The organism is Rhizobium sp. RU36D, from assembly GCF_900176345.1.
Classification (GTDB): domain Bacteria; phylum Pseudomonadota; class Alphaproteobacteria; order Rhizobiales; family Rhizobiaceae; genus Allorhizobium.
Map to the genome: position 1 here is coordinate 304815 of NZ_FWXU01000002.1, position 15015 is coordinate 319829.

Sequence of the window (15015 nt, forward strand, 5' to 3'; positions counted from 1 at the left end):
CGCTATAGGCCAATCACCGGGAGGGGGACATGGCCGGAAAGAAGCCAGACAATCCAGAAGGGGCCCAAAACCCCAATGTTGCGGGTGACCCCGCGGCCTCGGCTGCTGGGAAGAACGACGCGCAACTCAACAAGAACGATCATCGGTTGCTCGAGAGAGTGATCCGTCGATCCGTGTCGAATATTGTCGGCGCCAGCCATCAGGAAATCCTGCGCCCCGAGCAGGGCCAGATGATCTTGACGGATCACGATCTGTCGCTGCATCCGGAGCATCATCCCACGGCCCGCCAGATGCCGGGTACTGAAAAGGCGGTCCGCTATCGCGACGCCTTGGTCAAGTGTCTTTTCGATCCCGATCCGCGCCACCACCGCAGCTTCATCGAAGACCTGCTGGGGGCCTCGGTTCCGGTCCAGACGCTGGCCATCCATCTGTTCGCGCCGGTTGCTGCGCGTCTGGGGGATCTCTGGTGCACGGATGAAGCGGATTTCATGCAGGTGGCGATGGCCTCGACGCGGCTCACCATGATCGTCAATCATGTGTCCCATGCCGTCACCCAGCGCGCACCGGAAACCAATGAGCAGCGGCGCATCCTGCTGGCCCGTACGCGCGGCGCCATGCACACGATCGGCGTCTCCATCGTCGCCTCCTGTTTCCGCGACATGGGCTGGACCGTGGAGGGCGGCAGCGATCTGGAGATCGACGACGAACTCTACATGCGGCTGTCGCGCAAGCCCTACCGGCTGTTGGGCATCTCGGTCGGGCGCGTGGACGAGCTGGCGGAGTGTTCGCAGGCCATCCACCGCGTGCATTCGAACCGCCAGACCCACGGCATGAAAATCGCCCTGGGAGGGCCGGCGGTGATCGCCTCGCCCCTGGCCTTCCAGCGCATCGGTGCGGATTTCGTCACCCGCTCCGCGCTGGATGTCGTGCAACTCGCCAGCCACGCCTGAGTTGGCGTGCCATAGCTTCTATGCCGCCGGCGGGCTGGCATACATGCCGGTGGTGCGAAACTCGGTCGGGCTGGCGCCGAAATGCAGGCGAAAGACCTTGGCGAAATAGTTGGCGTTGTCGAAGCCGCAGCGGGCGGCGATTTCCTTGACGGACAGCGCTTCGGTCTCGGCCAGAAGCTTGGTGGCCCGCGCCAGGCGTCGGCCCAGCACAAATTGCGCCGGCGGCATGCCCTCCGCCTTCAGGAAACTGCGGGAAAAATGCGAGCGGCTGAGGCCGGCAATCCGCGCGAGTTCGTCGACATCGAGGGATCGATCCAGATGCCGCTCGATATGCTCGGTGACGAGCCGCATGGCATTGCCCTCGGCGCCATCGGCAGGGTGCCCGCCAAAGACATCGTCATGCAGGGCCATGGCCGCCTCGTAGGCGATTGCCGAGGCTCGCCCCGGCGCCTCCGCCTCGCCCTTGGCCAGCCGCAGGCAGCAACCAGCCAGATGCTCGATCGTCTGAGGCTTCAGCCGCAGGACAGGCCCCGCCGCCGCCAGCACCGCCCGGTGCAGCCGCAGCGCCTCCTCGCCATTCATCGACAGCCAGAAAAACGCCCATCGACCGCCCGGCTCCAGCCAGTAGCGGTGGTTGTGCGGCACGGTCAGCAAAAGCGTCTCGCCGGGCCCAAGGCGATAATTGCGGTCCTCGTAGCGAAGATTGCCCGCCCCCTCCAGGGTGTGCTGCAGAACGGTGAACGGCGTCTGCCCGCGCTTGCGGCCGTCCCAGTCATAGCTCGGCTCGGTGCGCAGTTCATAGCCGGTGCTGGTGGGCATGGTGTGCAGCCGGTGGCGGCCATGGGGCAGCGATATGATCTTCATGAAGGATCCGGAACCCGCAAGTCGCTCCAGCACAGAATTACCCATGAAAGCACAATCCCTCTCTATACCAGTCCCCTGAGGCTAGAATATTCCTTTATAAAAGCGCTCGGCAAGCAGATAGCCGAGCGTTCGATTTTACCCACTGCCACAGAGATTGCCATGCAGCACCCCAAGATCACCTTTATCGGCGCCGGCTCCACGGTGTTCATGAAAAACATCATCGGCGACGCGCTGCAGCGGCCGGCGCTCGCCAATGCCACGATTGCATTGATGGATATCGATCCGGTCCGGCTTGGTGAAAGCGAGATCGTGGCGCGCAAGCTTGCCGCGACGCTCGGCGTCAAGGCCAGGATCGAGACCCATTCGGACCAGCGCAAGGCGCTGGAAAATGCCGATTTCGTGGTGGTCGCCTTCCAGATCGGCGGCTACGAGCCCTGCACCGTGACGGACTTCGAGGTGCCGAAGAAATACGGCCTGCGCCAGACGATTGCAGACACCCTCGGCATTGGCGGCATCATGCGCGGCCTGCGCACCGTCCCGCATCTGTGGAAGATCTGCGAGGACATGCTGGAAGTCTGCCCCCGCGCCATCATGCTGCAATATGTGAACCCCATGGCCATCAACACCTGGGCGATTGCGGAGAAATTTCCCGCCATCCGCCAGGTCGGCCTTTGCCACTCGGTTCAGGGCACGGCTTACGAACTGGCGCGCGATCTCGATATCCCGGTCGAGGAGATCCGCTACCGCGCCGCCGGCATCAACCACATGGCCTTCTACCTCGCCTTCGAGCATCGTCAGCCCGATGGCAGCTATCGCAATCTCTATCCGGACCTGCTGGCCGGCTATCGCGAGGGCCGCTTCCCCAAGCCGAGCCACTGGAACCCGCGCTGCCCGAACAAGGTGCGCTACGAGATGCTGACGCGGCTGGGCTATTTCGTCACCGAAAGTTCGGAGCATTTCGCCGAATACACGCCCTACTTCATCAAGGAAGGCCGCGAGGACCTGATCGAGAAATTCGGCATTCCGCTGGACGAGTATCCCAAGCGCTGTATCGAGCAGGTGGAGCGCTGGAAGCACGAGGCGGAGGCGTATAAGGCGGCCGAGACGATCGAGGTGAAGGCCAGCCACGAATATGCCTCCTCTATCATGAATTCGGTCTGGACCGGCGAGCCCTCGGTGATCTACGGCAATGTCCGCAACAACGGCTGCATCACATCCCTGCCGCAAAACTGCGCGGCGGAAGTGCCCTGCCTTGTCGATGCCTCGGGCATCCAGCCGACCTATATCGGCGCCCTGCCCCCGCAACTCACGGCCCTGATGCGCACCAATATCAACGTCCAGGAACTGACGGTCGCCGCGTTGATGACGGAAAACCGCGAGCATCTCTACCACGCCGCCATGCTCGATCCGCATACGTCAGCCGAACTGGATCTCGACCAGATCTGGTCGCTGGTGGACGATCTCCTGATCGCCCATCGCGACTGGATCCCGGAATGGGCGCGGATCGGCTAGGACAGAGTTTTACCGGCTGACGACATAGAGCCTTCCGAGGATTGGGTACAAATCAATCTTCGGTAGCGCCTTGAGAAGAATTTACTGCTTGGCTATACCGGCAAGAGACGGCATTCACGCCGTTATTGCCGGGTGGCCGGGTTTTTCGCGCATGGCGTTGAAGTAAATATTTACTGAAACCATATCGATATTCCCAAATCCGTGTAGACTGCGGCAAGCAGCAATGGAATGTCGAGATGGTGACCATCAAGGAAATCGCAAAGGCCGTCGGCGTGTCTTCCGCCACTGTCTCGCGCGTCCTGAACTATGATCCTGCCCTGTCGATTTCGCCCGTCAAGCGGCAGGCGATCATCGAAACGGCCGAGGAACTGAACTACGAGACGCCGCGCAATCGCAACAAGTCGAATGGCGCGGCTACGCCCAGCCTGTTGACCAAGCTGGTGATCGTGCATTTCCTGGAGCCATCAGACGAGATCGCCGATCCCTATTATGTCGGCGTGCGGCTGGGCATCGAAACGCGCTGCCGGGACCTGAAGACCGAGATCGTCAAGATCTTCCATTCCGACAACCTGCCGGAAGCCTCTCTCCTGGAAAGCGCCTCGGGCATCATCGTCATCGGCAAGCATTCCGACAACGAGATCGAATGGCTGACGCAGCATGGCCGCCATGTGGTTTTTGCCGATTTCGACCCCAAGAACGAGCATATCGACAGCACTTTCTCGGATGTCGGCCTTGCAACGGAAAAGATCCTGGATTCGTTGAAGGCCAGCGGGTATCGCCGGATCGGCTTCATCGGCAGCCACGAAAACCTGAATGGTAGCGTGCAACAATTCGGCGAGAAGCGCTGTGCGGCTTTCATCGACTGGCAGAAGAAGAACGGCACCTTCGACCCCACGCTGATGGCGCTTGCCGACTGTTCCAACGGCCAGAGTCTGCGGCTCGATACCGGCTACCGGCTGGCGCGCGACCTGCTCACTTTGTCCGAGAAGCCAGACGTCATCGTCACCTCCAACGACAACATGGCGATCGGCACCTACCGCGCCCTGCAGGAGGCCGGCCTCTCCATTCCCGATGACGTGGCCGTGATTTCCTTCAACGACATCCCCGTGGCACAATTCCTGACGCCGCCGCTCACCACTGTGCGCATTCATGGCGAGCATATCGGAGAGGCCGCCGTGGACCTCCTGCTCGAGCGTCTGTCCGGGCGCTGCTATGGCAAGCAGGTCCGCATCGCGACCGAGCTCATCTGGCGCGAAAGCTGCCGCAAGCCGCGGGAATCCTGAGATTTTTCAAGGCTCTTCGCACCGCAATAAATATTTACTAAATTTTCCTTTGCGTTGCAGCTAAAAATGGGTAAATCTTAGTCCGACGGCGGGTGGAGAGCCCCCGCCGCATGATGTTTCTTGGGAGGAAACGATGACCAACACGATTCTGTCGCGTGTCGCCGCCGGTCTTTTTGCCGGCGCCAGCTTCTTGGCATCCACGGCCGCCTTTGCCGGCGAAGTCACCATCTGGTGCTGGGACCCGAATTTCAACGTCGCGATCATGAAGGAAGCGGCTGCCCGCTATACCGCCAAAAATCCTGGCACGACCTTCAACATCGTCGATTTCGCCAAGGCAGACGTCGAGCAGAAGCTGCAAACGGCGCTGTCTTCCGGCACCACGGATGCCCTGCCGGATATCGTCCTGATCGAGGACTACGGCGCGCAGAAGTATCTGCAGTCCTTCCCCGGCGCCTTCGCCGAGCTCTCCGGCAAGGTCGATTACTCCGGCTTCGCGCCCTACAAGGTCGAGCTGATGACGGTTGACGGCAAGGTCTACGGCATGCCGTTCGACTCCGGCGTAACCGGCCTCTACTACCGCAAGGACTATATCGAGCAGGCCGGCTTCAAGCCCGAGGACATGCAGAACCTCACCTGGGATCGTTTCATCGAGATCGGCAAGGCCGTTGAAGCCAAGACCGGCAAGAAGATGATGGGCCTCGACGTCAATGACGCCGGCTTCATCCGCATCCTCATGCAGTCGGCCGGTGGCTGGTACTTCAACAAGGATGGCGATCTGTCGATCGTCGACAACCCGGCGCTGAAGGCCGCGCTCGAAACCGAGCAGAAGATCCTCCAGGCCAATATCTACAAGCCGGCCGCCGGCTGGACCGAATGGGTCAACACTTTCACCTCGGGCGATGTCGCAACCGTCACCACGGGCGTATGGATCACCGGCACGGTCAAGGCGCAGGCCGACCAGAGCGGCAAGTGGGGCGTGGCTCCCATTCCGAAGCTCAGCATCGAAGGCGCCGGCAATGCCTCCAACCTCGGCGGCTCCAGCTGGTATGTCACGGCAAGCTCGGCTGAGAAGGACGAGGCGATAGACTTCCTCAACGAGATCTATGCCAAGGATGTCGACTTCTACCAGAAGATCCTGACCGAGCGCGGGGCTGTCGGCTCGCTGATGGCGGCCCGCACCGGTGCAGCTTACTCCGAGGCTGACGCCTTCTTCGGCGGCGAAAAGGTCTGGCAGAGCTTCTCCGATTGGCTCGCCAAGGTTCCGGCCGTGAACTACGGCATCTTCACCAACGAAGTCGACACGGCTGTCACCGCGCAGCTGCCGTCCCTTGCCAAGGGCGCCAATGTCGATGAAGTCTTGAAGGCGATCGACGCCCAGGCCCAGGGCCAGATCCAGTAATCGGCTAACGAGGCAGGCGGCCTCCGCCCGCCTCGTTATCGGCATGTTCGCCTCACTCACCAACGTCATCCTCGGCCCTGAGCCGAGGATCCATCAGCGTCTCGCCACATGGCAGGCTCATGGATGGTCGGGTCAAGCCCGACCATGACGGAGGCGGAGGCGTTGGCCTCACAAATTCAACCTCGCTTAAGAGTTACCCCATGGCCGGCAAAGCAGGCGGATTGAAGCGCTATCACGATGTGAACGGCTGGCTGTTCATCGCCCCGTCCGTGATCCTGATTGCGGTCTTTCTCGTCTATCCGATCTTCCGTTCGCTCTACCTGTCGTTCTTCACCGGCAAGGGCATGATGATGAAGTTCGGCGGCGGGGCCAATATCGAGCGCCTGATGAACGACCCGGTCTTCATCCAGGCGCTGACGAACACCGTCACCTTCTTCGTGATCCAGGTGCCGATCATGATCCTGCTGGCGCTGATGCTGGCAGCCGTGCTCAACAATGACCGCCTGCGCTTCATCGGCTTCTTCCGCACCGCCATCTTCCTGCCCTGCGTCGCGTCGCTCGTCGCCTATTCCGTGCTGTTCAAGAGCATGTTCTCGGTCGATGGCGTGGTGAACCAGGCGCTGATGGCGATCGGCCTGGCCGATGCGCCGATCGGCTGGCTGACGGAACCGTTCTGGGCCAAGGTCCTGGTCATCCTCGCCATCACCTGGCGCTGGACCGGCTACAACATGATCTTCTACCTTGCAGCGCTGCAGAACATCGACCGGTCGATCTATGAAGCCGCCAAGATCGATGGCGTTCCGGCCTGGGCACGCTTCATCTATATCACCGTGCCGATGCTGAAACCGGTCATCCTGTTCACCACGATCATCTCCACCATCGGCACCATCCAGCTTTTCGACGAGGTCTATAACCTCACGGAGGGACGCGGCGGCCCGGCCAATGCGACGATCACGCTGTCGCTCTATATCTACAACCTGACCTTCCGCTTCATGCCGAGCTTCGGCTATGCGGCAACCATTTCCTACGTGATCGTGATCATGGTGGCGCTGTTCTCCTTCCTGCAATTCTATGCCGCGAGGGACCGGTCATGAACCCTTCCCGTCTTCTCGGCACCACCCTGCAATATGCCTTTCTCGGGTTTGCCGCCTTCCTGTCGATCTTTCCGTTCTTCTGGATGCTGATCAGCTCGACCAACACGTCGATCGACATCATCAGCGGCAAGACGAGCCTGGGCGACGCCTTCCGTACCAATGTGACGAACTTCTTCACGCTGGTGGACGTGCCGCTGGTGTTCTGGAACTCGACCAAGGTCGCGGTGCTGGCCACGGTCCTGACGATCGCCGTATCCTCGCTTGCCGGCTATGGCTTCGAGATGTTCAAGTCCAAGGCGCGCGACCGCATCTATACGCTTGTGTTGCTGACGCTGATGGTGCCTTTTGCGGCGCTGATGATCCCGCTCTTCATGATGATGGGCAAGGCGGGCCTCATCAACACCCATATCGCGATCATGCTGCCCACCATCGCCTCGGCCTTCATCATCTTCTACTTCCGCCAGTCCACCAAGGCCTTCCCCACGGAGCTGCGGGATGCCGCCAAGGTGGACGGGCTGAAGGAGTGGCAGATCTTCCTTTACATCTATGTTCCGGTCATGCGCTCGACCTATGCGGCGGCCTTCGTCATCGTCTTCATGACGAACTGGAACAATTATCTCTGGCCGCTCATCGTCCTCCAGTCGAACGAGACCAAGACCATCACGCTGGTCGTCTCCTCGCTCGCCTCGGCCTATTACCCGGATTACGGCGTGGTGATGATCGGAACCATCCTCGCCACGCTTCCAACCCTTTTCGTCTTCTTCGTCATGCAGCGCCAGTTCGTGCAAGGCATGCTCGGCTCGGTCAAATAGGAATACCACCATGCGCATTACCGAAAGTTTCAACGGCAACTGGCTCTTCCGTCACGGCTTCCAGGCTGATCAGGTCAGCACGCTGCAGGATGGCGAAACGGTCACCCTGCCCCACAGCGCCGTGGAGCTGCCCTACAACTATTTCGACGAGACCGATTACCAGAAGCCGTTCACCTATCAGAAGGTGCTGGACTGGCGCGCCGATTTCGAGGGCCGGGAAGTGTCGATCGTGTTCGACGCCGCCATGGCCGATAGCGTGGTCTATCTGAACGGCCAGGAGATCATCGCCCACAAGGATGGCTACACCCCCTTCGAGGCGCGGCTGACCCCGCATCTGGTGAAGGGCCGCAACGTCATCACCGTGAAGATCGACGGCTCCGAGAATCCGGAAATCCCGCCCTTTGGCGGCCAGATCGACTATCTCTGCTATGCCGGCATCTATCGCGATGTCTGGCTGAAGGTCGCAAGCCCCGTCGCCATCGCCAATGTCAAGATCGAGACACCGGATGCCCTGGCCGAGAAGAAGTCGGTCACCGCTCGGGTTTTTCTCGCCAATCCTCAGAGCCTTGCCGTTTCCGGCACCATCGAAGCGAAGATCAGCCGCAAGGGCGGCGCCGAGATCGCCGCGGCCTCCTTCAGCGTCAGCGGCAATGAGGCAAGCCTCGGCTTCTCCGATCTGGCAGGCATCGAGCTGTGGGACATCAGCAATCCCGCCCTCTACGAGATGACCCTGACGCTCAAGACGGCTGCGGGCGAAGACGCCGTGACGCAGCGCTTCGGCTTCCGCACGGCACAGTTCACGCCGGATGGCTTCCTGCTCAATGGCAAGCCGCTCAAGCTGCGCGGTCTCAACCGTCACCAGGCCTGGCCGCATACCGGCTATGCCATGGGTCGGCGGGCGCAGGAAAAGGATGCCGACATCCTGAAATACGATCTGGCCTGCAATATCGTGCGCACCTCGCACTATCCGCAGTCCAAGTGGTTCCTGGACCGCTGCGACGAAATCGGCCTGCTCTGCTTTGAGGAAATCCCCGGCTGGCAGCATATCGGCGGCGAGAGCTGGCAGCAGGAATCGATCGCCAATGTCCGCCGCATGATAGAGCGCGACTGGAACCACCCCTCGATCATCATCTGGGGCGTGCGCATCAACGAGAGCCAGGACAACCACGCCTTCTACGCCGAGACGAACCGTCTGGCCCGCGAACTGGACTCCACCCGCCAGACCGGCGGCGTGCGCTTCATCACCAATTCCGAGCTGCTGGAAGACGTTTACACGATGAACGACTTCATCCTCGGCCAGGAGGAAATGCCGGGCAACAACCGCGGCCGTGTCGTGCTGCGCGACCGGGTGGAAACCACCGGCATCACCAAGCCGATCCCCTACATGATCACCGAATATAACGGCCACATGTATCCGACCAAGCGCTTCGACCAGGAGCAGCGCCAGGCCGAGCATGTCACCCGCCACCTGCTGATCCTCAATGCGGTCGCCGGCAACAGTGACATCTCGGGCTCCACCGGCTGGTGCATGTTCGACTACAACACGCACAAGGATTTCGGCTCGGGCGACCGCGTCTGCTATCACGGCGTGCTCGATATGTACCGCATCCCGAAATTCGCGGCCTATGCCTATGCCTCGCAGGGCGATCCGGCCGACAAGGTGGTGATGCAGCCCGTGACCTTCTGGGCCCGCGGCGAGCGCAATATCGGCGGCGTGCTGCCGCTGATCATTCTCACCAATTGCGACTATGTCGAGGTCAAGTTCGGCGAATGGGCGCCCAAGCGCGTCTATCCGGACCGGGAGAACTATCCGCATCTGCCGCATCCGCCTGTCGTGCTCGACCTGCGCTCGGTCACGCCGGAGGAATTCGGCACCTGGGGCCGTGTGTGGCGCGAAGGCACCTTTACTGGCTATGTCGATGGCAAGCCGGTGACGACCATGGTGCTGCCGGCCGATCCGGTGCCGACGACGCTCGAAGTTGTCGCCGACGATACGGCCCTGCGTGCCGGCGAAAAGGATGCGGTGCGCGTCGTCGTGCGCGTGCTCGACCAGTGCGGCAACCTCCTGCCCTATTTCGAGGAGCCTGTTTCACTCGCGCTGTCCGGCCCCGGCCGCATCATCGGCCCTGTCGATCACACGCTGAAGGGCGGCGCCACAGGCTTCTGGATCGAGGCCGGCGACGAGCTTGGAAAGCTTGAGCTTACCGCCTCGACCCGTCGCCTGCCGCCGCAGTCCGTCACTCTTACCGTCAGCTGAGATCTTGCCCATGGCCGATGTTCGTCTCACAGACATTCGCAAACGTTTCGGCGCCCTTGATATCATCAAGGGTGTCGACCTCTCGATCAAGACAGGCGAGTTCGTCGTTTTTGTCGGCCCCTCCGGCTGCGGAAAATCGACGCTTCTGCGCATGATCGCCGGTCTTGAGGACATCACGTCAGGCGAACTGACCATCGGCGACACGGTCATGAACGATGTCGATCCGTCCAAGCGCGGCATCGCCATGGTGTTCCAGTCCTATGCGCTCTATCCGCATATGACGGTGCGCGAAAACATGGGTTTCGCGCTGAAATTCGCCGGCATGAACCGGGACGAAATCGACCGGCGGGTCAATGATGCCGCGCGCATCCTCGAGCTTGGCCCGCTGATGGACCGCAAGCCCAAGGCACTGTCCGGCGGCCAGCGTCAGCGCGTCGCCATCGGCCGCGCCATCGTGCGCAATCCCGATGTCTTCCTGTTCGACGAGCCGCTGTCGAACCTCGACGCAGAACTGCGCGTGCATATGCGGGTCGAGATCGCCAAGCTGCACAAGGCGCTGAAATCCACCATCATCTACGTTACCCACGACCAGGTGGAAGCGATGACGCTGGCGGACAAGATCGTCGTCCTGCGCTCCGGCATCGTCGAGCAGGTCGGTCGCCCGCTCGATCTCTATGACGATCCCGACAATACCTTCGTCGCCGGCTTCATCGGCTCGCCGCGCATGAATTTTTTGAAGGCGAATGTGACATCTGTCGAGGCCGGAACGGTCACGGTGGCGCTTGCCAGCCAGCCGCAGACGAAACTCTCCTTCAAGCTCACCTCGACCGCCGTCAAGCCGGGCGACGCTGTGAGCCTCGGTGTGCGGCCTGAGCATTTCCTGGATGCCGGCCAGGGCGATGCGGATCTGGTGCTGGAGGTCGATGTCGCCGAACATCTGGGCAATACCAGCTATGTCTATGCCAATGTCTCGGCAGACGAACGCATCATCATCGAGCATGAGGGCTTCCGCACGGCGGATAGCAGCGACAGGCTGACCGTCGGACTTTCCGCCGGCCGCGCCTTCCTGTTCGACGCTGACGGTCGCCGGATCCGCTGATCCGATTTCATCGGCCCCGGCGGGGAATATCGAAGCCAAGCACCCATTTGTCGCCGATGATACGATCATAGTCAGGCGGCTCGAAACCCTCGAAGCCGCCGCCGGGATACAGCGTCAGTTCGCCGACCCTTACCCAGTCGTGGCTGGCATAGAGATCGATGCGCAGGAAATCGAAGCCGCGGCCGATCGTTTGCGCCACCTGCATCATCTCGTCGAGACGCTCGGGCCGGGGCAGGTCAGGCTTGTAGAACGGCAGGTAGTCCGGGTCGTAGAAGGGCAGCTTCTTCCAGTCCGGTGAGTAGTTGCAGGCATAGCCCGTGCCATCGATGCGCAGGTTGACCTCGATATGCGAGACCTTGCCGTCGAAGGTGAAGAAGCGATAGTCGCGCGGAATGCCGCCATCGGCATGCAGCATGGCCTCGATCAGCACCTGGGGCTTGACCCGGCTATAGGCCCATTCCCTATTGTAGTGCGCGTGGTCGAGCGTAAGCCAATGCGCGACGGAATTCTCCGCGCGAAACCGCTCGACATCGTCCTGGCCGTAGAGAAACACCCCTTGAGCGCTGGCATGGGTCGGCTTGACGACTGCGGGCAGCGGAATGGTGGACCAATCCACCGTGGCAATGTCGGTGCCCACCCAATAGGTGGGCGTCACATAGGCGGACCCCACGGTCTCCGCGACGAAATCCTTGACCGCCGCCTTGTCCACCAGCCTGCCATAGATCTCCCGGCGGTCATAAAGCTTGCGGGCCTGGACTTTCTCGGAGAAGGTCTTGGGATTGTCGATGTCAGGCCACTGGCCCTTGATGACGAAATATTTGAGCTGGAGATAGGGCCTGTCCGGCAGTGGAGAGATCAGCCGCCAAAGCAAATGATGGAACATCTGCTTGACCGTGCGCTCATGATAGCCACCGGCAACGAATGTTTCCTTTCGAGGCGGGTTCTCCATGGCGTCACCTACGTCAGTTGTAATTAAGTTCAGAAATGACCCAGCTTATTTAATTCAAAGTTATCTTTTGATGAGAAAAGGATGGATGACCAGCGTTATCGGCTCATCCCTGTCAAACCTCACGGCGACCCTCGTTGCCCTCGTATCCGGCTTTCTCGTCAGCGTCATAGCATCGCGCCTGCTGGGGCCGACGGGTGCGGGCGCTGTTGCCTATGCGGTGTGGATCGCCGTCTGCGCCTCCGCCATCGCCGATCGCGGCTTCCCGCAAATGCTGCTGCGCCACGTCGCCTTCCTCCAGGACAAGGGCGAAGCGAGGTACCAACAGATCATCAACAGCGCCTTCCTGTCGTTCCTGCCCGCCGTCTGCGTCGTCTTCCTGGGCTTTACGGGTTACGCCCTCACCCTCTGGTCGGATGACCGGCAGGCGTCTTTGCTGTGGCTCGCCACCGGCCTGCTTTTTGCAAGCTATGCCTTCGCCGCCCTGTCGATCGCCATTGCCCGGGGCAAGGGCCGGTTCCGGGAAACGGCGCTGCTCACGGCGACGGGCAGCGCCTTGCAGGTGCCGGTCGTTCTCCTGGGCGCTGTCGTCGCCGGCCCCGTCGGGGTCGTGCTCGGCATGCTGACCCGCTATCTGCCGCAGGGACTGGCCCTGTCGCGCCATCTGCAACGCCCCTTTCGTGCGGTTCCAGGCGCCGTGACGCCTGACATGAAGGCCTATCAGCGCAGTGTCTGGACGACAGACGTGATCGATGTCGTGCTGCTGGCGCGCATCGAATATGTCGTCATCGGCTTTTATCTCGGCCATGCGGATCTCGGCTATTTCGCCGCGGCCATCGCGTTTGCCGGCCTGGTGACGCAATTGACCTTGCAGCTCTCGCCGGTCTTCCTCGTCGGGCTGTCGAAGATATCGGCCGCAGACGGGACCGCGCTGCCGCAACAGCTTTATCGCAACGGTTTTCGCCTGACGGCGCTCGTCGTCTTTCCGCTCGGTCTCGGGGGCGCCGGGATCATTTCCGTCTTCCTGCCTCTGGTGTTCGGCCAGGATTTCCAGCCGGCGGCGGCGCCTGCGGTGCTTTTCCTGCTCGCCTCCGTGCCCGGCGGCCTGGCCGTCGTGCCCTGGTCCTATCTTGCTGCCCAGGCCCGTGCGGGCTTGCTGCTGCGGCTGACGCTCCTGTATGCCGCCGGCCTGTTTACCGCGCTGGCGCTCGTGGTGCCGGTCGCCGGCCTTCTTGGCGCCGCCGCCGTCCGGCTGGTCTCCGAACTCGTCTTCTTCTTGCTGCTGGGGGCCGCTGTTACCCGCAGTGGTGGACCTGCCGTCCCCTGGACGGATCTCCTGCGGATCTTCCTGGCCGCCGGCCTCTGCGGTATCTCCGCTTTCGCCGTCACGTCAGCCATGCCGTCGCTGGCGGGCGTGGTGATCGGTCTTGTCGCAGGTGCAGCCGGCTTCCTGCTCGGCATCAGGCTGCTATCGGTGGCAACGCCGGATGACGCGATGCGGGTGGAGCGGCTGGTGATCAGGCACGCGCCGTCGCGGCTGCGGGAGCCTGTGCTGCGCGCCGCGCGGCTGGTTCTGGGAGCCACCTGACCCGGTGTGCCGGTCAACGCTCCGGGCAGACGTCAGCCCGGAAATGCCGTTGCCAGGGTTCGCCGAGCCACTTCGTTCCATGACAGGATCTCGCCCTTCAGCGGCGTGTCCCTGTGCCAGGAAAGCGCCTGGTTCATGAGGGACGTCCAGTCATTCCGGCCCTCAAGCGAATAGCTGATCTCATTGCCGCGGGTGGCGGGAATGATATCCGGCAGGATCACCGGCAGGCGACAATGGGCATATTGCATGAGCTTCAGGCTGGATTCCGCCAGATAGGTTTCCTCTGTCTTCATCTTGTAGGGCGCAAGTCCGATATCCGCGTGCCGGATATGCGATGCCACGGTTCGGAAGGATTGCTCCCCATGCAGCCTTACGTTTTCGGGCCTGTCGCCCTTCCACTTGATGCCGAACAAATGAAACGCAACGTCCGGTGCCGCCCTGGCAAGTTCGGTAACGACCTGCCTGTCGAACAGCATGTCCCCGGCGGCCACCACATTGCGGCTTCCCTTGGGGTAGGGAGAGGTCGAGGCAGCCTCGAAGGCGTCGAAATCGATGCCTTGCGGCACGAAATTCACCTGTCCGCCTGATGGCAGCAATTCGCCCAGGCGTTTCGATGGCACGCAGACACTGTCGAAATCGGCAATCAACCTGCGCTCCAGCCGCGAGAGGATGGGGGCAGCCCCGACGCTTTGCAGCAGGTCGCGACAGAAATAGAGCAGCTTGGCCTTCGGATTGAGCCGCCGCACCAGATCCACGAAAACCAGCGATGTGCCGCTTTCAAACACCACCAGATCCGCCGCGCCTACGCGACTGGAAACGAAGCGTGGAAGATAGCTGCCATAAAGCGCAAACAGCGGCTCCAGCAGGCGGTTGACGAGGGGACGCGCGCTGCTGAAGGCATGGATGGGGGGAATATAGGCGCCCGCATGCAGGTTGGGGGCAAGGCTCACATAGCGATTGTTTTGCTGCCGGCGCAGCACCTCGAATCGGGCGCTGTTCTTCAGCCGGCTGATCAGGCTGTGGCCGATCGAGGTGAACGAGACCTCGTGGCCCTCCTCGGCCCATTTGCGTGCCACGAAGTGGATGCTGGCCTTTCGTTGACACTCCACAAAGGCATGCTGCGTGAGTAGGACGATCTTTACCCTCCGCATGATGGAAACTCAACTTTCCTCAAAATGCCCCCCTCTGCATGTCGTAAGTCTCGCAATACA

General features: G+C 61.5%; 12 protein-coding genes. 9 read left to right on the top strand and 3 right to left on the bottom strand.

Going from position 1 to position 15015, the window contains the following annotated elements:
• Positions 1–29 precede the first annotated feature (29 nt).
• On the top strand, positions 30–950 hold the full coding sequence (locus B9A97_RS04355) for a cobalamin B12-binding domain-containing protein (RefSeq protein ID WP_244564125.1): 921 nt from the start codon (positions 30–32) through the stop codon (positions 948–950).
• A gap of 18 nt (positions 951–968) precedes the next feature.
• On the opposite strand, the gene B9A97_RS04360 is transcribed toward B9A97_RS04355, so the two are convergent.
• Complete coding sequence (locus B9A97_RS04360) at positions 969–1859, bottom strand: AraC family transcriptional regulator (protein WP_084363767.1); 891 nt, start codon at positions 1857–1859, stop codon at positions 969–971.
• 114 nt (positions 1860–1973) lie between these two features.
• Here B9A97_RS04360 and B9A97_RS04365 point away from each other — a divergent pair, with 114 nt between their 5' ends.
• The 7 genes from B9A97_RS04365 (at position 1974) to ugpC (ending at position 11270) form a co-directional block, all read left to right on the top strand.
• A complete protein-coding gene (locus B9A97_RS04365) occupies positions 1974–3326 on the top strand; it encodes an alpha-glucosidase/alpha-galactosidase (RefSeq protein ID WP_084363768.1) in 1353 nt (450 codons plus the stop codon).
• Between the two features lie 236 nt (positions 3327–3562).
• Positions 3563–4609, top strand: coding sequence for a LacI family DNA-binding transcriptional regulator (locus B9A97_RS04370; protein ID WP_084363769.1), 1047 nt, complete (start codon positions 3563–3565; stop codon positions 4607–4609).
• 133 nt (positions 4610–4742) lie between these two features.
• Entirely contained in the window at positions 4743–6008 is a 1266-nt protein-coding gene (locus tag B9A97_RS04375) for an ABC transporter substrate-binding protein (protein ID WP_084363770.1), read from the top strand.
• A 200-nt stretch (positions 6009–6208) separates the two neighbouring features.
• On the top strand, positions 6209–7102 hold the full coding sequence (locus tag B9A97_RS04380; RefSeq protein WP_084363771.1) for a carbohydrate ABC transporter permease: 894 nt from the start codon (positions 6209–6211) through the stop codon (positions 7100–7102).
• Positions 7099–7914: a carbohydrate ABC transporter permease gene (locus B9A97_RS04385; RefSeq protein WP_084363772.1), complete on the top strand. Its 816-nt coding sequence runs from the start codon at positions 7099–7101 to the stop codon at positions 7912–7914. Before B9A97_RS04380 ends, B9A97_RS04385 begins: the two co-directional genes overlap by 4 nt.
• A 10-nt stretch (positions 7915–7924) precedes the next feature.
• Positions 7925–10171 carry a glycoside hydrolase family 2 protein gene (locus B9A97_RS04390; protein ID WP_084363773.1) on the top strand — a complete coding sequence of 749 codons (2247 nt, stop codon included), beginning with the start codon at positions 7925–7927 and terminating at the stop codon, positions 10169–10171.
• 10 nt (positions 10172–10181) lie between these two features.
• Entirely contained in the window at positions 10182–11270 is a 1089-nt protein-coding gene (gene ugpC, locus B9A97_RS04395) for an ABC transporter ATP-binding protein (protein ID WP_084363774.1), read from the top strand.
• Between the two features lie 7 nt (positions 11271–11277).
• Here ugpC and B9A97_RS04400 read toward each other — a convergent pair whose 3' ends face one another.
• Positions 11278–12219 (bottom strand): ATP-grasp fold amidoligase family protein, encoded by a 942-nt coding sequence (locus B9A97_RS04400; protein WP_084363775.1) that lies wholly within the window; start codon positions 12217–12219, stop codon positions 11278–11280.
• Positions 12220–12304: 85 nt separating this feature from the next.
• On the opposite strand from B9A97_RS04400, the gene B9A97_RS04405 reads away from it, so the two are divergent.
• The gene (locus B9A97_RS04405; protein WP_179145215.1) at positions 12305–13804 is read left to right on the top strand and encodes a lipopolysaccharide biosynthesis protein; all 1500 of its coding nucleotides are present in this window, start codon (positions 12305–12307) and stop codon (positions 13802–13804) included.
• A gap of 32 nt (positions 13805–13836) precedes the next feature.
• On the opposite strand, the gene B9A97_RS04410 is transcribed toward B9A97_RS04405, so the two are convergent.
• Positions 13837–14880, bottom strand: coding sequence for a GumK N-terminal domain-containing glycosyltransferase (locus tag B9A97_RS04410; protein WP_143530321.1), 1044 nt, complete (start codon positions 14878–14880; stop codon positions 13837–13839).
• Positions 14881–15015 lie beyond the last annotated feature (135 nt).